This window comes from Rothia nasisuis, from assembly GCF_928381405.1.
In the GTDB taxonomy this organism is placed as follows: domain Bacteria; phylum Actinomycetota; class Actinomycetes; order Actinomycetales; family Micrococcaceae; genus Rothia; species Rothia nasisuis.
Genome location: NZ_CAKMSB010000007.1, coordinates 1 through 24,928 on the forward strand (window position 1 = coordinate 1; position 24,928 = coordinate 24,928).

Genomic DNA, 24,928 nt, shown 5'->3' on the forward strand with positions numbered 1-24,928 from the left:
CCAGTTCGGTCTTGGCCTTATCGAGGGCGGTCTTGGTTTCGGGCCAGGTTGAGCCACGGAACTGCTGGGCTAGGGGGCCGTCCCAGTTGTTGGGGTCTGAGAGTAGCTGGCCTTGGCTGTCAAGGGCGGAGATTTGTTCGGTTAGGCCGCCGTTGATGATTTCCTGGATGCGGGAGATAGCTGATTTGGCTTCCTCGGTGGAAAGTACGCGTGACATAGAATTGAACCTTTCGAGAAACAATATTTAGAGGTGCAGGGCAAGCACACACGGGCGCTCCACTCATGCAGAGAGCCACCTTGGCCCTACACAAGAGGATACTGAACATCACCCGTGCTTGTCAGGAGGCAAATGTACCCATTTTATCCAGCAATCACGCAACACTTTCTAGAGAAATCAAATAATTGTTGTGACTAGTGTAAACAGTGATTTTTTTCTGTGGTCACTTAAAAATTTCAGCTATTTTAAAGATGGCTTCATGTTTCTACCCAGTGAGATTCACGCCGCAAATACCACCGGGCATAGCCAGTCACAGAAGCTTATTCAAAAATACTCAGGCAACCCTGGTTCGCAACGAAGCCGTTGGATTCCATCGAGCCCAGCCCGGGGAGCGGTGATCACGGGACTTTTGAACAAGCCTCGCAGTGGGTGCAACCAGCCCTAATCTCTGGTAGTGATGACGAAGTTCTCGCTTCTCAAATCGGTAAAATTACCCACCTGGGCATTCACCGTGCATCGGTCTGATACAGACAGCGCCGTCACCTTCAACCCACTTGAGTCAACCATTAGGTGGCCCGCGCAGCCGTCCGAAAACCTCACGGGGTTCTCATCACCCGCTACAGCCTGAAGCATCCCCGAGGGCCTACCTGTACTCTCAGAAGAAAACAGGGGATTCAAGGCGTCCTCACCACTTGGCCATACCGGAAGAAGCGTAATCGGCACGGCGGTTTGGCTCACCGTACGCTCGGGCACCTTCACCGCAATATCCGTCAGCCGCTGGGCAGGGTAGGCCACGCTGCTGTAATCCTCAGACATCACAGCCTCCTGGGTCTGCGACGATACCTGATCGAGCCATTTCTCTAGTTGCTGCTCGTCGGCCACTTCTGCCGCAATAGTAGTGGTCACCGCGAACTCCTGGTTAGACTTAACCTCCACTCCCTGTAACCTCCAACCGCACTCAACATTCATGTCGGTCACCGAAGGCTGGTTACGCTCAGCATCAACCCGCTCCCAGGTCGCATTAGGGCAGGTGGAACCTTCTGACGTTGCCGGGATTACCTCCAACAAATCACCGGAGAGCGGGGCCTTCTGGGCACTGTAAGTAACCGTCAGATCAATGGTCGATGACCTGGGGTCATAGGTAGCCTCACGGCGAACGGACAGACCCGTGGGCAAAGGAGCCTCCTGCTTACCCGCCACAGTGAACGGATCCTTGGGTGCGGAGCTAGAAGTCACCGCCCAGTAGATAGCCCAGCCAGTGCCGAGCAGTAACACAAAACCCAAAATGCCCAACCATAAAGCCTTAGACTTCTTTTTATCTGAGGACTCTTCACCGCGGTCTGCGGCACTCTCGCCCCAATCTTCGTCGCCGAGTGCTTTGCGTGGCTTCAGAACGGTGGCCCCTACAGACTGGCCCAGAGCAGGTGCTGGGTCCTCCATCACCTGAGGTTCCGCATCTGCCGTCTCAACATTGAGACCGCGAACCACAGTCTGCGCCCGTGCGGATTCAGTAAAATGCTCAGGCTCCTGAGCCAGCGGTAAAGCGCCCAGTGAACCGTAACGGTCAGCAAGAGACCGCAAACGGGCAGCGGCGTCCAGTGGGTGAGGGCGTCGCTCCGGGTTTTTATCCAACAGGGCCAAAACGCCATCCATCATCGGCTGAGGGAGATCAAGCAGAGGAACCTCTGACGTGACGTGCCGATAGGCAATCGTGAAGTCAGTACCCTCTCCTGCGAAGGGAGTACGCCCAGCCAGCAACTCGTACAGCAAGATGCCCGCAGAGTACACATCTCCTGCCGGGCCGCTCGTACCGTTTTTTACCAGCTCAGGCGGCAGGTAGTGAGGTGTTCCAACAATGCCCGTGGTCCTGGCATGATCGGCAGTAATGATAGAAGAAATACCAAAATCGGTCACCCTGAGCATTGCCTCATCGGGTGCAGATGTTTTCTCAGTAAAAAGAATATTATCTGGCTTAATATCTCGGTGAATAACGTTTTGCCCGTGTGCGTAGGCAAGGGTTTCGAGAATGACCGCTGTCAATCTCAAAGCCAGTGACGGTTGCAAGGTGCCCTGCTGATTCAAAATATTGCGGAGTGAGCCGCCTCCGAAATAGTCCATCACCAGAGCCAGGGTGCTGCCTTCAACCACCAGGTCATGGATTCGCACAATGTGGTTATGTTGCAACCCCATCAGCACAGAACGCTCACGAACAAAATGCTCAACAATGGCGGAATCTTGCGCCAGATGAGGGTGAAGAATCTTGGCGACTAGAGGCTCAGATTTTTTTGAGTGCTCTAAAGTCCAGACCTGACCTGAGGCGCCCTTCCCCGCTAGGTCAACCAAAACATACGACGCGCCTAACGGCATTCCCGCCGCAGCTTCAGCCATGTTTGCTCCTCGCCCACAATAGAAAATTCTCCCAACATTCTAGTGGAGGTTTTTAGGTTTATAGAGTTCCACAACAGCGCAAACCGTAGCTCAGGCGTAGGTAAAAACTTATTTCACAGCCCCACCAGAAAAGGCGCGACAGAGGTGTAAAGAGGCAGATATGAACGCGGTTCCCGATCCATCAAAGCCCCGTGAATGGCCTTGTGAAAAGGTTTAATCAGAGAAGGAGGGCAGGTGCGTCATTACTGCGCGCGGCAACGGTGAGAACCTTTGAATAAGCCCCACTCTGAGCTAGTATTTAGTCTTAGTTCCACATACTACACCTGAGGCGAGATTATTATGCCCCTACGCACCGTTGCCCCCTCACGTCGGCGAGTCTTCGCTCCGCATAAGGCTGTATCAGCGCTCTTTCTAAGTGCGGCCCTTGTTTTCTCTGCCTGCACCGCTCAAGACACAAACTCGGTTGAGGCGTCCAACGTCCTACAAAATGTCAGCGTCGACCTCACGTCATCAGCAGAAGTATCAAAGATCAGCTCCACTGTGGTCTCCTTCGACTCAGCTAGCGGTGCATCATCCAGCGAAGAGAACACCTACTCTCTGCGTGACGCAGTCAACGAGCTCCCAGTGCGCGTCACCACCCGCTACACCACAGACTCCTCATCAGGTAACGATTTAAGGGATCTCGAAGGCTACAGCGGAGATGTGAGTATTGACATCACCGTAGAAAATCTCACGGTTCAGCCACAGACCCTCACCTACGACGTCGCAGGCACCCAGAAGAGTAAAAGCGTCCTGGTCGGTGCCCCCCTCTCTGTTGCCGCATCCACAACACTGACCGGCATTAAGCCTCAGAACATTATTTCTGAAGCAACCGTAGGGGGCGGCTCAACCAACGGAATAGTCAGCACCAATAGCGATGGTGACTCCGTTCTGCAATGGGGCAAGATCCTGGCAGGGCCCGGGAACAGCTCCACCGCCACCTTTACAGTCAACCTTAAGGCAGAGGACCTCGCTGTACCTGAATTTGCTATTGCGGTGCACCCGGGGCTATCCAACGACCTCACCGCTTCAGGGGCTGTCACCTCATCCTTCAGCAACGACCAGAATTCCACGATGCAGCTCATGCAACAGACCGTTGACGTGGTCACCGAAGCCAATGAGGCGCTGGCAGATGCGGCATCTACCGTCGCAGACGTGCGGCAAAACCTCAATTCGACCTCAGAGTCGCTCAAGTCCTCCACCATCCAAGAGCTCCAGCAGAGCTCAGGGCAACTCACCGGCCAGCTCCAAGACCTGCAAGAAAAGCTAGCCAACTTACGTACCAACCTTGACGAAAGCGCCCAGGGGTCGCAAGAAGAGCTCATCGCCCAAATGCAGCAAACAGTTGATTCCCTAGAGAACTTCCTCGGGCGCCAGGGGGAAGAAGTGCCTGCCCCCGTCATCGACTCCCAAACCTGTAACTTCAACGTCGCCCAGCCTGCCAACGGCTCAACCGTGTACTCCAATATGGTTCAGCTTTCCAGCGTTTTCAGTGCCTACAGCGAGGCAAATATCGACTGCCGTGACCAAGTTCTCACCGTCATCAACACCATGCTTGGCCCCGATAACCCCACAGCAGAAACCTGCCAGGGAGACACTGCGGGGTCGTCCTCCTGCTCTATCTTCGCCTCCAAAGCTATCTTGGATTCCAATCTGGTGATGTATACCCAGGAGACCCAGAAGCAGCTTGAAGACCTTGCACCCGGAACTCTCTCTCAGGTTAAAAGCGATTACGAAGCAGCAAACGCCGCGCTAGAAACCCTGCAAAAGCACGTTGAGGCGCTCCCTGCAACCAATCCAGCTGAGCCCTCACCCTCCTCGACAACACCTTCGGCAACGCCGACTGCCTCTCCCGCCCCCTCTACAAGCGCAAGGCCTCAGCCCCTACCCACTGAAGCTATCGCTCAAAATCTCGACGATATTGATCAGAACGTTCAGTCTTCACAAGAAAACCTGGCCGCATTAGAGAGCCTGTTCAACGACATTCACGCCACAGCAAAAAAGGCTATCGCTGAGGTGAACGGCTCCGGGTCAATGCTCCAGCAAAATCAAGAACTCGCTGATCAGCTGTGTGCCCTAGCAGACGGCACCAATCCTCAGTCAGGTAAAATTTCTGCCAGCGAGGCTGACAGGCTCCGTAGCTACCTTACCGACACCCCCTGCCCCGTAGCGGCTGAAGCCCCTGACGCAGCCACCGCCTCTCCCTCTTCAAGCCCCTCACCCACAGCAGTTAACCGGATCGGTGGCGGAGCAAACGTTGTAGCCGCCCCTGAGGGCTATTCAGCTCCTATGGATCAGCGCCTCAACAATCAGGTTGCCCTCTGGAACGAGGTGTTGAACGCAAGCGATACCGCTTCTCAGGACTCTGAGACCGCTCAAAAAATCGCTGACCTCAAAGCCGCTAACAGCGACGTTTTGACTAAGACAAGCGATATGCGAGAGATTCTGGGCCAGGAACAAGAACAAGCTGAGGAGGCTACTCCCTCCGCTTCTGCCACGGGTTCCCCGCGTCCCAGTCTCCCAGCTCCTTCAGCGACGGCCGCAAGTGGCGAAGTAGAAGCGGTTAAAGAGGCCCTGCCGGAGCTCACCACCTCCTTTGAATCCCTCAATACCAGCCTTAACGCCCTAGAAGCACAGCAGGTTGCCCTGGACGAGGCCCTCCAAAAGATTATCGACACCCTCCCCGCAGAAAACGCGGATGAAATCAACAGCATCCTCGACACCCAGGTACGCAATATCAGTAATCAGCGTTCCTCCAGCGAGCAGGCTATCACCGATCTTTTTGCGCAGCAGGTCAGCAACCTCACCGGTGCAGCCGATACCCTGTCTTACGGGGCCGACGCCCTGGTTCAGGAGCAGGGTGCCCAGCTCAATGAAGCTGCCCAGCGTCAGGCCGAGCAGGCGAGCGCACGCACGCAGTCAGCGCTTGAACGCATCCAGGCTAGCCACGACACAGCAACACAGGATGTTACGAGCGCATCAACTATTCTCACCGGCGAACTTGAGAAGATTATGCTCGATATCGGTGACACTTCTGTCACCGGTTCAGGCCTCCTCGGTTCACTCCAGAATAATGCTGGCAATGCGGGCAACGCCGACTATCAGCTTTCTCTCGCCACTCAGAACGCAGAAAAATACGCTGTGATGAGGGAAGAAGATATGGGTGCCATCCGCTTGAAGCAGGCTCAGTACAGCGCCTCACTTCAGAAGCTCTCATCCATGCCTGCCTTCAAGCTCTCTGCCCCCTCGGGTTCCACCGTCAAAACTATCTACACCTTCACCATCGGAGCTGAGGAATAAAGAGCGTGAAAGAAAAAATCACCAACATTGGTATTCCCCTCGCTCTGCTCCTGCTCGTTCTTGCTCTGGTTACAACGGCGCTGATTAAACACAATTCGCAGGTTAAGGACGACGCGGTAGCGGTCACCGTGCCCGTTGAACTCAATGCATCAGAGACGGCCCGTAATACCTCCATAGGTCTTATCGTTACTGTAGGCAACGAGAACGCTGAAGGCTCGGAATGGAACCAGGCAGCGTCTGGGGCCAAGGTCGCTGTTGAGCGTTTTAATCGTTCTGGTGCGAATATCACCCTTGTCACCGAGGACGACCGGGGGACGGCTGAAGGTGCCGTCCGCGCGGTCGAGTCTCTGGCAGGTCAGAACGTATCTGGAATTGTGTTTGCTTCACGCGGAGAGCATACGCAGCAGGCTTTACAGGCTGCTCAGGAACACGGGATTCCGGTTATCATGCCCTACGAAGAAAGTGGCTACGGTGCCTGGTCGCTGAGGCCCCTCAACGACGCCATGCGCGAAGTGCTGGAACAGCACAACGCGAGCTCTACTCGGGTGGTGAGGATTGACCAGGAAGATTTCTCAGGCGTGGCTGTACCCGCTGAAGAGACCCTCACAGTGAACGCCTCAACCGATTTAGGCCAGCTTGCCCGCGAAGTCACTGACGCCACAGCAGAGCAGGGAGACTCGGCCACTGTGGTCATCAATGCATCTTCCTACATGCAGGCACGCCTTGTCAAAGCTTTGCAAGAGTCGGGCACCAGGGCGAAAATTGTGCTGGGCTACGAGGCGACAAGCCCTACCTTCAGCGAAGCTTTTATGCAGGATAACGACTCAACGGTTATTAACGCCCTCAGCATGGGTTTCAATACCAGCGACGCTGTAGCTCTGCAAGCGGACGGTCAGGGGCGCTCTATGTCGGCTTTTCTGCAGATGGTCAGGATTCTCAATGAGACCCCCACTGCCACAAACGCTCTCGGTGACCAAAAGTTCAGCGACGTTGCCCACGCCGCTGATTCTAGAAGTCATGACGCGGTGGTCGCGCTCGTCCGCGCAACCGAGAGAGCGAGCTCAGCTGCTCCGGAGGACGTCAGGGAGTCCCTGGCCACCCTTGATTTATCTGCGTCAGACGGAGTGACTGGCCCTAACCTCGATTTTTCCTCGACCTATGCGGTGGCCGCATCGCCCATCATGCTATCTCCCACAGTGGGTGATGTAGAAATCCGTAACCCTTCTGCACCTGACTACCAACACATCATCTGGTTCAACAACGGTGATTAGAATTCTAGGGAGAGGCTTATTCAAAGGCCACTAAGTACCCCGTCTACCTGCTAACACTGATAGCACCAACCTCAAAGGCCCCCCACATGCGTGTTCTTATCAGCATCGACTCTCTTCACCGATCAGTGGAAATTGACAGTTGGAGAGGAAACACCACGCTCGGTGAACTTATTGAGGCTGTGGGGGGCCCCGTTTTAGGCGAGTCAGATCAGCTTTTTATCGACTCGCTGAGCGTTTCACCTCACGATGCCCTGGAGCAGGCGCCGCTTCTAGAAGGCTCCCGTATTTCGAGGGCTCCCCTGGTCGAAGCGGCTACCTTGTCAGGCTGGGTTGTCAGCGTCAGCGGGGGAACTCATACCGGCACAATCAAAGCTGTGACCCGTACCCGGCCCATGGTCTTTGGTCGTTCGGATCATGCTGATCTGACTCTCTCCACAGAGAGCGCCTCGTGGGAGCATTTCACGGCCTCTCTCACTGACGACGAAGAACTTTTGATTGAAGACAAAGGCTCCACCAACGGCACCTACGTTAATGGCAACAGGGTGCAATCCGATGAACCGGTCACTCTTACCCAGCCCTCAGAGGTACAGGCCGGTGGCGTCACTCTGTTCTTCCAGCCCCAGCTACACGAGTTCTCCGCCCCAGCCCCCGGGGCCCTACACAATCTAACACCGGCCAGAACAGCCCCCTTTAACCGCCCACCGCGCCCTGCCCTTCCGGAGCTACCGGAGCGCGTCACCCCACCCAGGCGCGAGACCGTTACAGAGAACTCCCGCTTTAACATTGCGATTGTAATTGCCCCTATTCTGATGGCCACCGCCATGGTCATCATGCTAGGTAGTATGAGGTTCGCTGTCTTTGCTCTGCTGAGCCCCCTCGTGATGGTGGGTACCTGGTTTGAAGGGAAGCACCGCTACAAGAAACAGTTAGCGGCCGAAGAAGAACGCTTTGCCGGGGCGCTAGAAGATTTTAAAAAGACGCTTGAAGCTACCGCAGATACCGAGCGTGCCCGCCGCCAGGAGCTCACACCCGATAACGCTTCAATCATTCGCCGTAGCGCAGTGCCCACCACCCAGTTGTGGCAGCGCCGGGCAGACGCGGCTGACTTTCTGCTGACCCGTGTGGGGACGGGCAACAAAGACTGGCGCCCTGAACTTGACTCACGCGCCCACCCCGATCTCGAAGACGAGGTCAAAGAAGTCTACAACTCATTTCAGCTCAAGGGTGCACCGCTGATGGCTAACCTCAACAGCGGCGGTGTGGTGGGAATCGTCGGCCAACGAGAGGGAAGTCTTGCCCTGGCCCGCAGCCTGGCCCTACAGCTGGCTACCCATGTTGGCCCTGCAGACGTGACCCTCAGCTTTTTTTGTGACGAAGGCAAAGAATATGACTGGGCTTGGGCTTCTTGGCTTCCGCATACCCGGCAGGCAGGTAACGCGCAGGGCGGACGCTGGATGGCAGCCGGGCGGCAGTCAAGCACCGAGATGCTGCGGGGACTACAGCAGAACATCGATCATTTCATCACTCCGGCCCTGGTGCTGATTCTCGATTCTGAAGTGCTGACCGAGGGCCGTGACGCACCCGCCCGTGACCTTCTCGGATACGGGCGGGAGGCCCCGCGCCAACGGCTGGGGCTAGGTGCCCAGAAACCAGACCGGACTGTCTCAGGCATCGTCATCGCCAGCTCTGAGGAGCAGCTACCGGCTTCGTGTACCAGTATTGTGCGTGTGCGTGCCGATGCCGAAGCAGATCTCTTTGAGCCCGAAGAGCGCGCACTCACCGAAGATATCGTCATTGCGGGCCTTGACCTTGAAGAGGCTGAGCTAGCTGCGCGGAGGCTTGCCCATTTTGACGACCCCGAACTCGTTATCCCGGGTGCGGCCCTCCCCCGCCTCGTCCGTGCCCCAGAACTGTTCGATCTGGCACCGGCGACGTCTGACAAAGTACAGAAACTGTGGCGGGAGCAAACAGGCGTCTCTGCACCTATCGGTATTGGTGATGACGGGCAGGTAGTGCTAGATATCGTGCGCGATGGCCCCCATGGCCTTGTTGGCGGTACAACGGGCTCAGGCAAGAGCGAATTTTTGCGCACCTTCGTGGCCGGTCTAGCTGCCCGAAACTCACCCGAGGACCTTAATTTCATTCTGATCGACTTTAAGGGTGGTGCAGCCTTTAAGGCTTGTGAGCGTTTGCCCCATACCATCGGCACCATCAGTAACCTCGATGAACAGCTGGCAGACCGTGCGCTACGCGCGCTCGACGCCGAGATGCACCGCCGGCAGGTTCTGTTCTCTGAAGCCGGTGAGGGCGTTGATAACATCAAAGATTATATGGCGACCAACCCACCCGAGCCGATGCCCCGCATCCTGCTGGTCATTGATGAGTTTGCTATGCTCGCCAAGGACTTTCCCGATGTTCTTCAGTCACTCGTTAACGTAGCTGCGGTAGGCCGAACCCTGGGAGTGCACATGATACTCGCGACCCAGCGCCCGGCAGGCGTGGTTAACGACGACATTCTCGCTAACACCAACCTGCGGGTGGCTCTGCGAGTGCAGAGTAAAGAGGACTCAGCGAACGTTATCGGGGTTCCTGACGCTTCAGCAATTGAGCGCACCCAGATGGGGCGTGCCTATGTTAAACTCGGGCAAGAAGATATCTCCGCTGTTCAGACCGCGCTTGTGACCGGCCAGACTCCGCTTGAGGGAGCCGCTCAGCTAGAACTGCGCGAGTCGAGTATCTTTGGTGTTCCGCTCAAGCCTCTGACGGATCGGCCCAAAATCGTTTCAGATGAGAACGATCTGGATTTGCTCATTGACGCAATTTGCGACGCCCATGACGAGCTGGGCATCAAGGAACCGCGCCAGGTATGGCCCGAGGCTCTAGGGGAAAGAGTGGCGCTAGAGGGTTTCTCAGAGCCCATCACAACGGGTCTTGGGAAGGTGCAGCAACCCGTGGGCTCCTTTCACGAACAGCAGCTCAATGTTGCCCTTGCTGATCAGCCCCATCTGCAGAGGCAGATACCGGCCGGGTGGAGCCTTTCTCAAGGCAACCTACTCCTCATCGGTATTCCCGGTAGTGGCACGACCACCACTCTGGCCTCTCTTGCGCTCACTGCGGCACGTGACTGTGCGCCGTCCGCACTCGATATTCTTGTACTTGATTTGGGCTCTGGCGGGCTGAAAGATTTGCAGATGCTACCCCACACTGTTGCTTACGTTGGTCACGGTGGCCGAGCCAGGGAACAGCGGGTACGTTTCATGAGGTTCCTGCAAACTGAGCTGGAACGTCGCCACGCTAGCACAGAAGCTGAAAAGCCCATGATAGTTCTGATTGACGGGCTGGCGAGCCTCCGCGATGAGTTTGACGACTACGACGGCCAGATACTGCTGAACATGCTATATCGAGCGTATTCAGAGGGAGTCTCGCTGGGCATGCACTTTGCAGTGGCAACCCCCCGTATCAAAGCGGTGCCTATCGCCATAGACGAGGTGACCACGCAGAAGTGGCTCTTCCGTTTAGCCGACAACTACGACTATTCGGGCCAGGGGGTTAAAGGTAAGGATATTCCCGCTCCTATTCCCGGCCGGTGCGTCAACAGCGAGGAATTACTACAGATGCATATAGCCACTGCAGATACCCGCCTCAATGAGGCGGTTCTGAAAGTGCAAGAGCTCTGGCCTGACTCTGGTAGCAAGGCTGAAGTCATTGGCCAGCTTCCCGCTTCAATCAGTGTCTCTGAGCTGGGGGCGCATGCAGATTTGATGCACGAGCCCTGGCGTATTCCTGTAGGCCTCGGTGAGCAGGATTTGCGGCCCGTTTTCTTAGAGGTGTATCAGGGTGAACATGTCTTGATAGCCGGTGCGGCCCGTTCCGGTAAGTCAACCCTGCTACTTTCCATCAAGGCTCTCTTTGATCAGGCGTCGGTACCTGCTGGGCAAACAGCTCCAGAAATCTGGGCTATCTGCACACGCAGGTCACCGCTGGCATCAGCGGGCATTAATCATCTAGCCGTCGGCGAAGACGAAATACCCACCCTGACGGCTCAACTCCGCATGGCAACAGGTATAAACATTCTGTTGATTGACGACGCCGATGGGTTTGCAGACGGCGATAAATCCCTCGGTAGTCTCATTGATAGCCCGCCGCCGGGCCTCTGCGTCATTGCGGCCGGGAGGGCAGACGAGCTGCGGACGCTCTATAGCCACTGGACGAAGAACCTGCGCAAGGCTAAGTGCGGTGTTTTGCTTCAGCCCAATGTGGATATGGACGGGGATCTGCTGGGTGCGAAAATCCCAAGGAAGTCACCGGTGGAACTCACGCAGGGGCGCGGGTATGCGGTTTCGAACGGAACAGTACACCTCATTCAGGCGGTGCAACCTTCAGCCTGACCTTGCCAGCCCAGGCCAAGGGTAAGCCCGGGAGCGTGAATAATGCCCGCAGTTTCAAAGCCTGGTGCTCACTTCACTGAGCACCGAGCACAAAGTATGAGAGCATGGAACCATGTTTGACCTCCACTCAGCTCCCGCCGGCTTTACCCCGGCCTGCGCCGTCTTTGACTGCGACGGCGTCCTTCTCGACTCAGAAACCCTCTGGTGTGAGATTCAGGCCGAAATGTTCAAACATTACCGTGTTCCTCTGACACCTGAGCTCGAAGCCTCCCTCGTGGGTATCTCTGCAGACGACCTGGCCACCCGCCTGGCAGATCTCACCCCGTTAGCCGCTGATTTCGATGGCTCTCCCGAAGCCTTCCGCGACAGCGTCTACACCACCATCGCTACCGCCGAGTTCGACATTATCGACCGGGGCGTCACCGCCATCGAGGGTGCCCTGGCCGTCGTCAAGTTGCTCTCTGCCAAAATCCCCGTGGCGGTGGCATCCAACTCCGGTAGCGCTCTTCTCACCAAGAAACTGACCCACTTTGGCTACACCCCCTACCTGAGCACCTGGGTCTCCTCCCACGATGTGCGCAACGGCAAGCCGGCCCCCGACATCTACCGTGAGGCCGTGCGTCGCCTGGGCTTTACCCCCGAGCAGGCACTGACTGTGGAAGACTCCGTGGTTGGCCTGGCTGCTGCCACCGGGGCAGGCACCCGCTGCCTGGTGTACCAGAGCGAGCCGGACGCTGCCACACCCGCTCCCCTGCTCACCGCAGGAATTGGCCGGTTCAACTCCTTTACTGACCCTGCCCTCCTGGCCCAATTGGATGCCTGGGTGGGGCACCTTCCCGACCGCGAGTGCCCGGCCACCTAAGGATGAGTCATGGCAGATACCCCCAACAGCAAGAAGCCCTCCCGCTACGGGCGGCGTCTCGAGGATTTGAGCGAGGATGAGCGCGCCTACTACCGGGAGTTCCTGCCACCAGGTGCAACCCCGGCTCCTACCCCAGCTGAGCAACCACCTGCCAAGGCAGGCCAGGCCGCGCACGAACGACCTACCGCTCAGGTAAAGAAACCTCTCTCTCGCTGGTTCTGGCTACCCCACTCACTGACCCTCGTTGCGGTGTTGCTGGGGGTGGCGTCCTTTCTGGTGATTCCGCACATTTACGCGGACGCACCGCACGACTTACGCCGTAACTATGTGATTATGTGGGCGGAGCTGGCCTTCTTCTTTCTGCTCTTCGCGGCCCTGCTCTACGGGATTTTCTTTCTCGCCCGCTTCAGCGACAACGACGACGAGGACGACAACCGCCTGGTGCGCCCCACCGACTTCGCTGAGCGTCTCTACGAAAGGGATATAGAGCGGTCTGGTAACAAAGACCCGGGCGACTTCTACGACTCCTCCTGGATCAGCGGCAAGAAATAAAACATAAAATATGCAAAAGGGCCGGTTCCCTAAGGAACCGGCCCTTTAATTTTGTGCAAGTACCCCCGTTTTTACCCGGGGTATCTGCACCAAAACTGGGGTATCTAGCAGAAAGAGAGGCTGGCTGGCATGCGCGGCGTCTGCTGGCTCGGGGCTGGCGTGAATCATGACGAGCCCCCAGGCGAGGAATGAGAGGGTCGCAGACGCAAGCGTGCCTGCCAGCCCACCCTGTACCGCCTTATCGGCGCATGACCTTGCGGGCCAGGAGATTACCGACCAGCTGAATCAGCTGTACCAGTATGATAATCACAGCAACAACAGACCAGGTGATGACCTCATTGAAGCGCTGGTAGCCATCAACCAGGGCGACCTTACCCAGACCGCCACCGCCGATGTAGCCAGCCATGGCCGACATATCAACCACGCCTATAACCAAGAAGGTGTAGCCCAGAATCAGCGGCCCTAGGGCTTCCGGAATCATGACGGTAAAAAGAATACGCATCTTGGAAGCGCCCATAGCGCGAGCCGCTTCAATCACACCGGGGTCAATGGAGACCATGTTCTGCTCAACGATACGAGCAATAGCAAAAGTCGCGCCAAAAACCATGGCGAAGATAGCGGCGTTAACGCCCAGACGAGTGCCCACCACAGCCTGAGTCAGCGGCCCCAGGGCTGCGAGCAGGATGATAAAAGGGATGGGCCGGACCACGTTCACCACAACGTTCAACAGGATGTTGATGAAGCGGTTGGCCAGAATGTTGCCCTGGCGGGTGGTGTAGAGCAGCAGACCAAAGACCAGGCCTAGGGCCCCCGCGATGAGCATGGTAATCGACACCATGTACAGGGTGTCTCCCAAGGCCGGAATCAGTTTGCTGTTGATAAAGGTTGCGTCCACGAGCTAGCGCACCTCCTGTACACGAGTGACGGTCTTGAGTTCGGAGACCACAGCGTCCAGACTGGTCACATCGCCTAGAAGTTCCAGGGTCAGGTTGCCGTAGCTTTTGCCCTGCAGGGTTTCAAGGCCGCCCTGGACAATGTTGAAGGAGACCTTACGGGAACCCAGGTAAGACAGAATCTTGCCGATGCCGGTGTTACCTTCAGTGATTTCAATATTGATGAGGTAGCCCTTGTGGCGGCTTTTCAGTTCGGCGGCCTCGTCGCCCACAGGCAGGGATTTGACGGTGGTTCCCACAAACCGGCGGGCCACCTCGGTTTGTGGGTTCGAGAAGACGTCGTAGACGTTGCCTGATTCGACAACTCGGCCGTTTTCCATGACGGCTACACGGTCGGCAATGGTAGAGACCACGTCCATCTCGTGGGTAATCACAATGACGGTGATGCCCAGCTCTGCGTTGACCTTTTTGAGGAGGTCGAGCACCTCGGCGGTGGTCTCGGGATCCAGGGCGCTGGTGGATTCGTCAGCCAGTAGCAGGGAGGGGGAGGTCGCAAGTGCGCGGGCGATACCCACGCGCTGCTTCTGCCCTCCGGAGAGCTGATCGGGGTAGTTCTTGGCCTTGTCAGCCAAGCCTACGAAGTCAAGGAGTTCAGAGACGCGGGCCGCCCGTTTCGCCTTGTCCCACCCAGCAACGATGAGGGGGAACTCAACGTTACCGGCTACGGTGCGCGAATTCATCAGATTGAATTGCTGAAAAATCATGCCGATGTTGGTGCGCACGTGGCGTAGCTGCGATTCCCGTTTGTCGGCAATCTCGAACCCGTCAACGGTGAGTGACCCGCTGGTGATAGCTTCGAGGCCGTTGATGAGTCTCACGAGGGTTGATTTGCCTGCACCGGAGTAGCCGATGATAGCGAAAATCTCTCCCTTGGTGACGGTGAGGTCTACGCCGCTGACTGCGGTGACGGTTTTTTTGCCGACCTTGAATTCTTTGGTTACCTTGGTCAGCACGACCATAGGCTCAGCCCCGGCGTGGGCTGGCTGTACTCGCTGTTCGGTCATGGTGTCTTCTTTGGGGGTAGTGGCTGGGTTGTGGCAGGACGCGGGTGGGCAGATGCACACACAGCGGCAGCCGGGTGGGGCTGGGAATCGGCGCCGAGCGGGGCCGAAGTGTCTAGCCTACCCCAGGTTGGCTGCCGCTGGGTGGGTTGCGTGAGCTAACTCAAGAGTGAGAGTTCTTGTAGTTATTGGGAGTTGCGCTTCTGCTCTTCGAGGTCAGCCAGGGTGGAGCGCAGGTCAGCCACATCGGTGGTGACCTCCACCGCGGTGCCCTGGGTATCTTCCTGAACAACTGCCTGGACTTCTTCGGTGTGGAAGAGCTCAACAATCTTCTTGTAGGTCTCGTTATCTGCCTGGTCTGCCTTAGCTACGAAGAGGTTGACGTAGGGGCGGGCTGACTCGTTGGCAGGGTCGTCCTGCGCCAGGGCGTCCTTGGGGTTCAGGCCTGCGTCCTTGAGGAAGTCGTTGTTGACGACTGAGCCGTCTACAGATTCTAGGGCGAGCACGGTCTGGGCGGCGTCAACAGGTGTCACCGTGACCTTGGAGGCATCGGTGTTGATGTCATCGACGGTGAGGCTTGCGGTATCTGAGGTGAAGGAAACCAGGCCGTTAGCTTCGAGCAGAAGCAGGGCGCGGGCCTCGTTGACGGTGTCGTTGGGGATGGCGATTTCAGCGCCGTCTGGTAGGGCTGAGATGGAGTCGTGCTTGTTGGAGAACAGCGCCATGGGGTAGATAACGGTGGGGCCTACGATCTGCAGGTCGTCGTTTGCTTCTACGTTGTAGTTGGAGAGGTAGGCGATGTGCTGGAACCAGTTGAGGTCGATTTCGCCGGAGCTCAGAGCGGGGTTGGGCTGGGCGTAGTCGGTGAATTCAACCAGCTCAATGGTGATGCCTTCGGCAGCTGCAACCTCAACGAGCTTATCGTTGACGGGGTCGGTACTAACCACACCGATTCTGACGGTTTCGTTATCTGATCCAGAGGTGGAAGCTGAGTCGGAGGATGAGCCGCAGGCTGCAAGACCGAATGCGAGGGGTACGAGAGCCAGAGTGGCAACAAATTTCTTCACGGCTATGAATCTTTCTGTTGGGTGTCAATAGTGTGTGCGGCCACGAGTCAGCGGCACCGTATCTAGCGCTGGAGTGCTGAATGTGGTTTCGGGCGGCCAGGCTAGGCGCCTCTTCTATTAGAACACTGCGGTGGCACTAAGCTCTTCTGCGGATTCTTTTTGGGTCAAATGTCACGTGTATGACTGCAACAAAAAGTTACGGTGTCATAAAACGTCACACAAGGACGAGTGGCTTTATCCCTTATTTTCCGCAATCCAGTTGGCTTGCCAGGAGGTGAGTCGCTCCCGAATACCCACAAAGTGTTCGCGCATCAGGTGAGTGGCGGCCTCCGCGTCTCTGTCTCTGATTGCTTCATAGAGCTTGCGGTGGGCCTCAAGCAGGGTGCAGGTCTGCCCCTCATCGAGGGGGGCAACGGTATCGAGCACCCCTGCAATGGCGTCATATACCTGCCAAAAGACATCGAGCAGGCGGGAAAGTAGCTCGTTACCTAGGGGCTCGAAAATGGCGGCGTGAAAGCGCTGGTCGTGCTCTGCCAGCCAGGATCCCTGGTTCACACTCGCCTCCATGGCCTCATAGGCTTCTTTGACGCGAGCGAGCTGTTCCTCTGTCATGACGGGGATGACCGAGCGTAACAAACCAACCTCAAGAGCTTCTCGCACCTCAACAAGCTCTAGGGCTTCCTGACCGCCGTGGTAGAGGGCCAGTTGCCCGCGAAAGCCGAGGGCCCGCACCATGGAGGTCAGGGCGTTACCGCCCACAAAGGTGCCAAAGCCGTGGCGAACCTCAACAATGCCAAGGGCTTCAAGAACTTTGAGTGCTTCGCGTACCGAGTTACGGCCGACTCCTAGTTCGTCAATAAGCTCCTGCTCGGTGGGTAGGGGGTCTCCTTGGCCCAGTTGCCGTTGAAAGATGAGGTTGATGATGTCGTTTTGTAGTTGTAGCTGGCGCTTTTGGGCCGCGCTGAGGGTGGACGCCCGGTGTAGAAAAGCGGGTACGGGCGGCTCTACCCGGGGGCTGGTGAATGAGTCGTGGTGGTTCATACTACTGATTCTTACATCTTCTACTTGACCAATTTAGACGTCCGTCACTACTATACAGGATATAGGTAGGACGTCCTACCTCCAGTTTAGTTAGACAACCTCCCGCTCCTTCCCGGAGCGTAGCCCCTAAAGGAGTGAGACATCGATGTCACAGCTCACCCGCGTCAAGGAATTTGACACCTCACGCCGAGGCTTCTTCAAGATTGCCGGCGGCATCAGCGCAGCCACTGCATTCGCCGCCTCCATCGCAGCCTGCGGTAACTCGTCAACTGGCACCAGCTCATCTGCGAATGGCGGTAGCGCCAATGCCAACAAGGACGGCACCATCAACGCCGCAATCGCCTACGACGTCTCCACCACCTTCGACCCCTCGCAGGCATCAGGCGCTGCCCCTTTCGCCGCCAATATGCACATCTTCGAGGGCCTCTACGGCCTCGATCCCGCCACCCGCGAGCGCTACAACGCGCTGGCCACCGGCGACCCCGAAGTTGTGGACGAGACCACCTACCGTGTTTCTCTGCGTGAGGGCGCTAAGTTCCACGACGGTGCAGCGGTCACCGCCGCAGACGTTGTCTCCACCTTCGAGCTCTACACCTCAGAAGAATCACTCTTCAGCCAGTTCCTCTACTTCATCGACACCGTCACCGCTGTAGACGATGCCACTGTAGAGTTCAAGCTCAACCAGCCCTTCCCCCTCTTCGCTGACCGTATCGCCCTGGTCAACGTCATGCCTGCCTCAGCCAGCGACGACATTGAGGCTTTCGGTGCCCACCCTATCGGCTCCGGCCCCTACAAGTTCGTCTCTGCGACCAAGGGTGACCACATCGCCTTTGAACGCTTCGACGACTACAACGGCCCCCGCCCCGCCCTGGCCAAGAGCATGAAGTGGCTGATTCTGGTGGAGTCCTCAGCCCGCGTTACCGCCATGAGCTCCCAGCGTGTACAGGCCATCGAGTCCGTGCCCTACGACAGCGTTCCCGTTCTGGAGAACACCAACGGCGTGACCGTCGAGTCGGTGCAGTCCTTCGGCCTGCTCTTCATGATGTTCAACTGTGCCAAGGCCCCCTTCGACAAGAAGGAAGTTCGCCAGGCCCTCTTCTACGCCATCGATATCGAGAAGGTCATCTCCACCGGTCTGCTTGGCAACGCCACCGCAGCCACCTCCTTCCTGCACAAGGAGCACCCTGACTACACCGAGGCCTCCACCGTCTACACCTACGACAAGGCCAAGGCCCAGCAACTGCTCAAGGACGCCGGCGTCGAGAACCTCTCCATCACCCTGCGCACCACCGACCACGACTGGGTCAAGCAGTGCTCCCAGCTGGTTCAGGAATCCCTCAAGGACGCCGGCATCGAGGTTACTCTGCAGGACTCCCAGAGTTCCTCCCTCTACTCTGACTACGTTGATACCGGCGACTTCGACGTCGTTCTGGCCCCCGGTGACCCCTCCGTCTTCGGCAACGACCCCGACCTGCTGCTCTCCTGGTGGTACCGAGGTGCCACCTGGCCCGAGAAGCGCTTCCGCTGGTCAGACACCGCCGAGTACACCCAGCTGCAGGATGCTATGGCCGAAGCCGTCGCATCAGACAGCCCCGATTGGAAGGGCATCTTCGACATCGTGGCAGAGAATGTTCCCCTCTACCCCCTCTTCCACCGCAAACTGCCCACCGCCTGGTCGGCTGATACCCTCACCGACTTCGCCCCCATTCCCACCACCGGCCTGTCCTTCCAGAAGGTAGGCACCACCCAGGCCTAGGTGGTCTCACCGGCCCAGCCTCCCCAGCTGGATAAGCCGGTAACCCGTGAAAAGGTAAACCTATTTCCACACATCGCACCCCCTTTTCACACCCCGCCCGGCACCTGCCTCACCCAAACAAGCAGGTGCCGGGCCCACACAAGACCTCTCACCCCACCGGGGCAGCCCCTCACCCCTCAGCCGCCCCGGCCCCGTCCTAAAACTTCAGGGAGCCAGACCCGTGTCAAACTTTCTCAGACTGCTCGGCAGGCGCCTCATCGCCCTGCCCATCATGATTCTGGGCGTCACCATCTTGGTCTTCGTCATCCTGCAATTCACCCCCGGCGACCCAGCAACCATCGCCCTGGGTGAAGGCGCCTCAGAAGAAGCCAAAGAAGCCTACCGAGAATCACGGGGCCTCAACGACCCGCTCATCGTCCAGTACTTTGCCTTCCTCTCCCGGCTTATCCGCTTCGACCTGGGCATGACCACCCCTCCGGCCCAGCCCGTCATCGACCAAATCAAGGTTGCCTTTCCCACCACCTTGCAACTGACCTTCCTGGGCGTACTGATTGCTGCGGTAGCCTCCCTGATACTGGGCGTGATCGCGGCTCTCTACCGCGACCGCTGGCCCGACCAGATCATCCGTGTGCTCTCCATGGCCTCCATCGCCACCCCCTCCTTCTGGCTGGGTATTCTGATGATCCAGTACTTTGCTCTAGGCCTGGGCTGGTTCCCCACCGGAGGCTCCGCCCCTCCCGGCAGCGGCTTCGGCACCTGGCTCTCCCACATGTTCCTGCCCGCCGTAGCCCTCGCCGTTCCGGTCAGCGCCTCACTGACCCGCACCGTCCGCACCTCCATGGTTGAAGAACTCGACAAAGACTACGTGCGCACCGCCATCGGCAACGGCGTACCCCGCCGCGAGGTCATCACCAAGAACGTACTCCGCAACGCCCTCATCACCCCGGTCACTGTGCTCGGCCTGCGTATCGGCTACCTGCTCGGCGGTGCCGTAGTCATCGAAATGATCTTCTCCCTCAACGGCATGGGCAACCTCATCTTCATCGGTATCACCGGTAACGACATCAACCTGGTTCAGGGCGTCGTGCTCACCATCGCCGTCACCTTCGTGCTCGTCAACATCATCGTTGACCTGCTCTACCTACTCATCAACCCCCGTATCAGGAGCGTCTAACCATGCGTAGCGGACTAGCAGAACGCCTCTCAGCGCCCGGCATCCGATTCAGGGCGCTCCCCACCGGCTCTAAAATCGCCCTCAGCTTCCTCCTCTTTATCGCCCTGGTCGCGGTCTTCGCCCCCTGGCTGGCACCCCACGACCCGCTGGCCTCCACCGGTGCCCCCATCGGTGCCCCCAACTCCGACTACCTCTTCGGCACCGACCGTCAGGGCCGCGACATCCTCTCCCGTCTGATGTACGGTGCCCGCGCCTCCCTACAGGTCGGTCTGGGCGCTGTCGCCCTGGCTCTCATCATGGGCGGTATTCTGGGTGCCCTGGCAGCCACCAGCTCCAAGTTCGTCTCCGAGCTGATTATGCGCGTCATGGACGTGCTCATGGCCTTCCCCGGTATCGCCCTGGCCGCTGTGCTGCTGGCCTCCCTGGGCAACTCGGTGGGCACCATCATCTTCACCATTGCCGTGGTCTACACCCCGCAGCTAGCCCGCGTGGTCCGCGCCCAGGTGCTGGCCGCCTGGGACGAGGACTACGTCCGTGCCGAGCGAGTTATGGGATCCCCCCGCTTCTACATCCTGCTCAAGCACGTCGTGCGCAATACCATCGCCCCCGTGCTGGTCTTCGCCACCGTCATGGTTGCCGACGCCATCATTCTCGAAGCCTCCCTGAGCTTTCTCTCAGCCGGTGTGCGCCCGCCAGATCCTTCCTGGGGTAACGTCATTGCCGACGGCCGTGCCCTGGTGCTGGCAGGCGGCTGGTGGGCCACCACCTTCGCAGGTGCCATCATCCTGCTGACCGTCCTGGCCCTCAATGTGCTCTCTGAGGGCATGACCGACGCCATGGTCAACCCCAAGCTACGCCGCAAGGTCAAGATTGACGACACCTCCGTGGTTGCTGGCACCACCGCCGGTGCCCTCACCGCAGCACCCTCCACCGCCGACGACAAGTCCATCGCAGCTACCTCCCCCGAGGAAGAGGGGCAGGGCGCCGCCCCCTGGGGTGAGCCCGTCAGGCACGCTGGCTCCCGCCCGGCAGCCGAGAGGGACGCTGTGGTTGCCGCCAACCTGGCAGGAGTCCTGGCCGAACTCAAGAGCGCAGAAGCCCGCCGCACCGACCGCCTACAGGCAGACGCATCCGCCCGCGTCATCCTGGAAGTCAAGGACCTCTCCATCTACTTCCCCGAACGCTTCGGCGATACCCCGGTAGTAGATCGCGTCTCCTTCACCGTCACCGAGGGCCAGACCATGGGCCTGGTGGGTGAGTCAGGTTCGGGTAAGTCCATTACCTCCCTGGCCATTATCGGCCTGCTCGACAGGAAGGCCAAGATCACCGGCTCCGTGCTCTTTGAAGGCCAGGAACTGGTCGGGGCCTCCGAAGCCGAATTCCAGAAGCTGCGTGGCTCCGTGATTTCCATGGTCTACCAGGACGCCCTGAGCTCCCTGAACCCCTCCATGCTCATCAAGGACCAGATGAAGCAGCTGACCCGCCGCGGCGGCCGCAAGAGCCCCGAAGAGCTCCTGCGCCTGGTCAAGCTCGACCCCGAGCGCACCCTGGCCTCCTACCCCCACGAGCTCTCCGGCGGTCAGCGTCAGCGCGTCCTCATCGCTATGGCTCTCTCCCGCTCCCCCAAGCTGGTCATTGCCGATGAGCCCACCACAGCCCTTGACGTCACCGTGCAGGCCGAGGTCATCAAGCTCCTCAACGAGCTACGCGAGCAGCTGGGCTTCGCCATGATCTTCGTATCGCACGACCTGGCCCTGGTAGCCCAGGTGGCCCACCGTATCTCGGTCATGTACGCCGGTCAGATCGTAGAAGCAGGTGCCACCAGCCAGCTACTGAGCAACCCCATGCACGAGTACACCCGGGGCCTGCTCGGCTCCGTGCTCTCCATCGAATCCGGCTCCGAGCGTCTCTACCAGATTCCCGGCACCGTGCCCTCCCCCTCCGACTTCGCCACCGGCGACCGCTTCGCCCCCCGCTCCCAGCGCCCAGGCGCTGACCCCGAGCAGAAGCTGGTCTTCACCCCTGTCACCGGCGATACCGACCACCACTGGGCCTCCCACCTGGCCCCCGCCACTACCTCACAGGAGACAGCATGAACACCCAGCCTGTGACCCCCGCAGCAGAAAACCTGCTCAACACCACCGGCCGCGCCGCCGTCCACCGCGTCAGCGAACCCATCATCGAGCTCAAAGACGTACAGGTCCACTACCGGGCCCGCACCGGCGGTATCTTCAAACCCAACATCGTCAAAGCTGTGGACGGGGTAAACCTGGCCGTCCGCCGCGGTGAAACCATCGGCCTGGTCGGCGAATCGGGCTGCGGCAAGTCCACTCTGGCCTCCATCATCGTCGGGCTGCAAAAGCCCACCGGGGGCGACGTGCTCTTCAAGGGCAAGAGCGCCCTCAAGCGCAATGCGGCCCTGCGTAAGGAATTCGGTTCGGACGTCTCCATCGTCTTCCAGGACCCCTCCACCGCCCTCAACCCGCGTATGACCGTGCAAGACATCCTCAAGGACCCTCTGGATGTGCACGGCATCGGCGATAAGGCCGGGCGCGACCGGCGCGTCCGTGAGCTCCTGCACCTGGTGGGCCTGCCCGCCTCAGCAGCCGACGCCCTGCCCTCCCAGATCTCTGGCGGCCAGCGCCAGCGCGTCGCTATTGCCCGCGCCCTGGCCCTAGAACCCAAGGTGATTGTGGCCGACGAGCCCACCAGCGCCCTCGATGTGTCAGTGCGAGCCCAGGTGCTCAACCTGCTCTCAGACCTTAAGGAAGAGCTCTTCCTCGGCATGGTCTTCATCTCCCACGACATTCAAACCGTCCGCTACGTCTCCGACCGTATCTGCGTGATGAATAGGGGAAAGATCGTTGAAGAAGGCAGCGCCGAACAGGTCTTCGACACTCCCAGCCAGGACTACACCCGAACTCTGCTGGGAGCAGCACCCACCCTGCTCCACGTCTAAAGTAACCGCCCGGGCGGCGCAGCTCACCGCCGAGTACCGCGCCGCCCCAATCCCACCAAGGAGAACACCCCATGACCGCTCCCGCTTTCTCCGGCATTATCCCGCCCCTGCTCACCCCCCGCACCGCGGACGGTGCCCTCGATATCCCCTCCCTGCGCCGCCTGCTCGACCACCTCATCGACGGCGGAGTAGACGGCATCTTCGCCCTGGGCTCCTCATCCGAGGTGCTCTACCTGACCAACCAAGAACGCGAAACCGTGCTGAGCACCTGCATCGAAACAATCCAGGGGCGGGTCCCCCTGCTTGTCGGTGTCAACGACATGACCACCGCCCGCGTCATCGACGAAGCCAAGCGCCTGCTGGCCATCGGCGGTGACGCCATCGTGGTCACCAGCCAGTTCTACGCCATCGACAATGCCTTCGAAGAAGAACGCCACTTCCGCGCCATCGCCGATGCCGTCGACGTCCCCGTCTTCGCCTACGACGTGCCGGTACGCACCAAGCAGAAGCTCCCCCTGCCCCTGCTCACCAAGCTAGCCCGCGAGGGCGTCATTGCCGGTGTTAAGGACTCATCCGGCGACGACGTCTCCTTCCGCCAGCTCACCCTTGCCACCCGCGACCTCAAAGGCTTCGCCGCCTTCACCGGCCACGAAGTTGTCTGCGACGGGGCCATGCTCTCAGGCGCTGCAGGCCTGGTCCCCGGTCTCGGCAACGTTGATCCCGCAGGCTACAAGCGCCTCTACGAGGCAGCCCGCGCAGGCGACTGGGAAGCAGCCCGCACCGAACAGGATCGCCTGGCCAAGCTCTTCGACATCGTCTTTGTCGAAACCCCCAGCGTCTCCGGCGGCGCAGCAGGCCTGGGCGCCTTCAAAACCGCCCTGCAGGTCATGGGAGTTCTCGACTCCAACACCATGTCCCAGCCCATGGAAACCCTCGGCGACACCGAAACCCAGCGCATCCGCGCTATCGTCCAATCAGTCGGGCTCATCTAGCCCCTCCGCCTGAGAAAGGGACGCTTTCATGACCCACCAGCCCGTAGCACTCACCGCAGATCTCGGCGGCACCAAAACAGCCCTCGGTATCGTCTCCTCCACCGGCGACGTCCTGCACCGCGACAAAATCCCAACCCAGGCCCAGGCCGGAGGAACCACACTCGCCGAGCACACCGCGTCCGCCCTCGCCGACCTAGCCGACCTGGCCCGCAGCCGGGGCTACCAGCCGGTCGGCATCGGCATCGGATCAGCGGGTGTCATTGGTAAAGAAGGGCAGGTCATTACCGCGGCCAACCTCATCCGCGACTGGAGTGGCACCCCGCTGGCAGCCATCGTCACCGACCGCACCGGCCTACCGGCTTACGCCGTCAACGACGTCCATGCCCACGCCCTGGGCGAAGCCTGGCAGGGTGCCACCTCCACCGCCGAAACCAGCCTCATGGTCGCCTTCGGCACCGGCGTTGGCGGCTCCTACATCAGCGGTGGCACCCAGATGCGAGGGGCCCATTCCCTGGCCGGGCACGTCGGCCATTTCTCCTCCCCCTGGGCCGTCGGCATCACCTGCACCTGCGGCGGAGCGGGCCATGTAGAAGCCGTTGCCTCCGGCACCGGCATCGTCGCCAGCTACCACCGCCTCGGCGGCGAAAGCCCCGCAGCCAACCTCTTTGATCTCGAGCATCTGGCCGAGACAGGTGACCCCATCGCCTGCGACTCCATCGCCCTCGGAGCCCGCGCCGCCGGTATCGCCCTGGGTGACCTGGCCACCATCCTCGACCCCCACCTGATTGTGGTCTCCGGCGGCGTAGTCAACCTCGGCAAGCGCTGGTGGGACGACATGGCAGCAGCCTACCTCAGCTCAGCCCTGGGCCAGGCCGCCGAAACCACCATCGTCCGCGCAGCCCTCGGCTCCGATGCTCCCCTGCTCGGGGCCGCCACCCTCATTCCCGACTTCGCCACCCGCTAGGAAA

17 protein-coding genes are annotated in these 24,928 nt (G+C 59.2%); 11 read left to right on the forward strand and 6 right to left on the reverse strand.

From position 1 onward, the window contains the following. A partial coding sequence (locus tag L6966_RS07045; protein ID WP_237232769.1) for a pyrophosphorylase occupies positions 1 to 217 on the reverse strand: 217 nt, incomplete at its 3' end. 441 nt (positions 218 to 658) lie between these two features. After that, on the reverse strand, positions 659 to 2,605 hold the full coding sequence (locus L6966_RS07050) for a serine/threonine-protein kinase (RefSeq protein WP_237224333.1): 1,947 nt from the start codon (positions 2,603 to 2,605) through the stop codon (positions 659 to 661). Positions 2,606 to 2,944: 339 nt separating this feature from the next. Between L6966_RS07050 and L6966_RS07055 the strand changes: the two genes are divergently transcribed. The 5 genes from L6966_RS07055 to L6966_RS07075 all read left to right on the forward strand — a co-directional run bounded on the left by L6966_RS07055 (position 2,945) and on the right by L6966_RS07075 (position 13,017). Beyond that, on the forward strand, positions 2,945 to 5,944 hold the full coding sequence (locus L6966_RS07055) for a DUF3450 domain-containing protein (RefSeq protein ID WP_237224332.1): 3,000 nt from the start codon (positions 2,945 to 2,947) through the stop codon (positions 5,942 to 5,944). A 5-nt stretch (positions 5,945 to 5,949) separates the two neighbouring features. Next, a complete protein-coding gene (locus tag L6966_RS07060; protein WP_237224331.1) occupies positions 5,950 to 7,215 on the forward strand; it encodes an ABC transporter substrate-binding protein in 1,266 nt (421 codons plus the stop codon). Positions 7,216 to 7,301: 86 nt separating this feature from the next. Next, positions 7,302 to 11,603 (forward strand): FtsK/SpoIIIE domain-containing protein, encoded by a 4,302-nt coding sequence (locus tag L6966_RS07065; RefSeq protein WP_237233126.1) that lies wholly within the window; start codon positions 7,302 to 7,304, stop codon positions 11,601 to 11,603. A gap of 112 nt (positions 11,604 to 11,715) precedes the next feature. After that, positions 11,716 to 12,465: an HAD family hydrolase gene (locus tag L6966_RS07070; RefSeq protein WP_237224329.1), complete on the forward strand. Its 750-nt coding sequence runs from the start codon at positions 11,716 to 11,718 to the stop codon at positions 12,463 to 12,465. A gap of 9 nt (positions 12,466 to 12,474) precedes the next feature. After that, the gene (locus L6966_RS07075) at positions 12,475 to 13,017 is read left to right on the forward strand and encodes a hypothetical protein (RefSeq protein ID WP_083092084.1); all 543 of its coding nucleotides are present in this window, start codon (positions 12,475 to 12,477) and stop codon (positions 13,015 to 13,017) included. Positions 13,018 to 13,255: 238 nt separating this feature from the next. Here the strand turns inward: L6966_RS07075 and L6966_RS07080 are convergent, their stop codons facing one another. The 4 genes from L6966_RS07080 to L6966_RS07095 all read right to left on the reverse strand — a co-directional run bounded on the left by L6966_RS07080 (position 13,256) and on the right by L6966_RS07095 (position 17,079). Beyond that, entirely contained in the window at positions 13,256 to 13,855 is a 600-nt protein-coding gene (locus L6966_RS07080; protein ID WP_083092238.1) for a methionine ABC transporter permease, read from the reverse strand. Between the two features lie 60 nt (positions 13,856 to 13,915). Next, positions 13,916 to 14,974 carry a methionine ABC transporter ATP-binding protein gene (locus L6966_RS07085; protein ID WP_237233127.1) on the reverse strand — a complete coding sequence of 353 codons (1,059 nt, stop codon included), beginning with the start codon at positions 14,972 to 14,974 and terminating at the stop codon, positions 13,916 to 13,918. 182 nt (positions 14,975 to 15,156) lie between these two features. After that, positions 15,157 to 16,038: a MetQ/NlpA family ABC transporter substrate-binding protein gene (locus L6966_RS07090; protein ID WP_237233128.1), complete on the reverse strand. Its 882-nt coding sequence runs from the start codon at positions 16,036 to 16,038 to the stop codon at positions 15,157 to 15,159. 234 nt (positions 16,039 to 16,272) lie between these two features. Further along, on the reverse strand, positions 16,273 to 17,079 hold the full coding sequence (locus tag L6966_RS07095) for a FadR/GntR family transcriptional regulator (RefSeq protein ID WP_237233129.1): 807 nt from the start codon (positions 17,077 to 17,079) through the stop codon (positions 16,273 to 16,275). A gap of 145 nt (positions 17,080 to 17,224) precedes the next feature. Between L6966_RS07095 and L6966_RS07100 the strand changes: the two genes are divergently transcribed. From L6966_RS07100 to L6966_RS07125, 6 genes are all read left to right on the forward strand, one after another. Further along, on the forward strand, positions 17,225 to 18,835 hold the full coding sequence (locus L6966_RS07100) for an ABC transporter substrate-binding protein (RefSeq protein ID WP_083092087.1): 1,611 nt from the start codon (positions 17,225 to 17,227) through the stop codon (positions 18,833 to 18,835). A 220-nt stretch (positions 18,836 to 19,055) separates the two neighbouring features. Beyond that, the gene (locus L6966_RS07105) at positions 19,056 to 20,009 is read left to right on the forward strand and encodes an ABC transporter permease (RefSeq protein WP_237224326.1); all 954 of its coding nucleotides are present in this window, start codon (positions 19,056 to 19,058) and stop codon (positions 20,007 to 20,009) included. 2 nt (positions 20,010 to 20,011) lie between these two features. Further along, positions 20,012 to 22,105: a dipeptide/oligopeptide/nickel ABC transporter permease/ATP-binding protein gene (locus tag L6966_RS07110; RefSeq protein ID WP_237224325.1), complete on the forward strand. Its 2,094-nt coding sequence runs from the start codon at positions 20,012 to 20,014 to the stop codon at positions 22,103 to 22,105. Next, positions 22,102 to 22,968, forward strand: coding sequence for an ATP-binding cassette domain-containing protein (locus tag L6966_RS07115; RefSeq protein ID WP_083092089.1), 867 nt, complete (start codon positions 22,102 to 22,104; stop codon positions 22,966 to 22,968). Before L6966_RS07110 ends, L6966_RS07115 begins: the two co-directional genes overlap by 4 nt. A 71-nt stretch (positions 22,969 to 23,039) precedes the next feature. Next, a complete protein-coding gene (locus tag L6966_RS07120) occupies positions 23,040 to 23,960 on the forward strand; it encodes a dihydrodipicolinate synthase family protein (protein WP_237224324.1) in 921 nt (306 codons plus the stop codon). Positions 23,961 to 23,988: 28 nt separating this feature from the next. Next, the gene (locus tag L6966_RS07125) at positions 23,989 to 24,924 is read left to right on the forward strand and encodes an ROK family protein (protein WP_083092091.1); all 936 of its coding nucleotides are present in this window, start codon (positions 23,989 to 23,991) and stop codon (positions 24,922 to 24,924) included. The last annotated feature ends 4 nt before the right edge of the window (positions 24,925 to 24,928 follow it).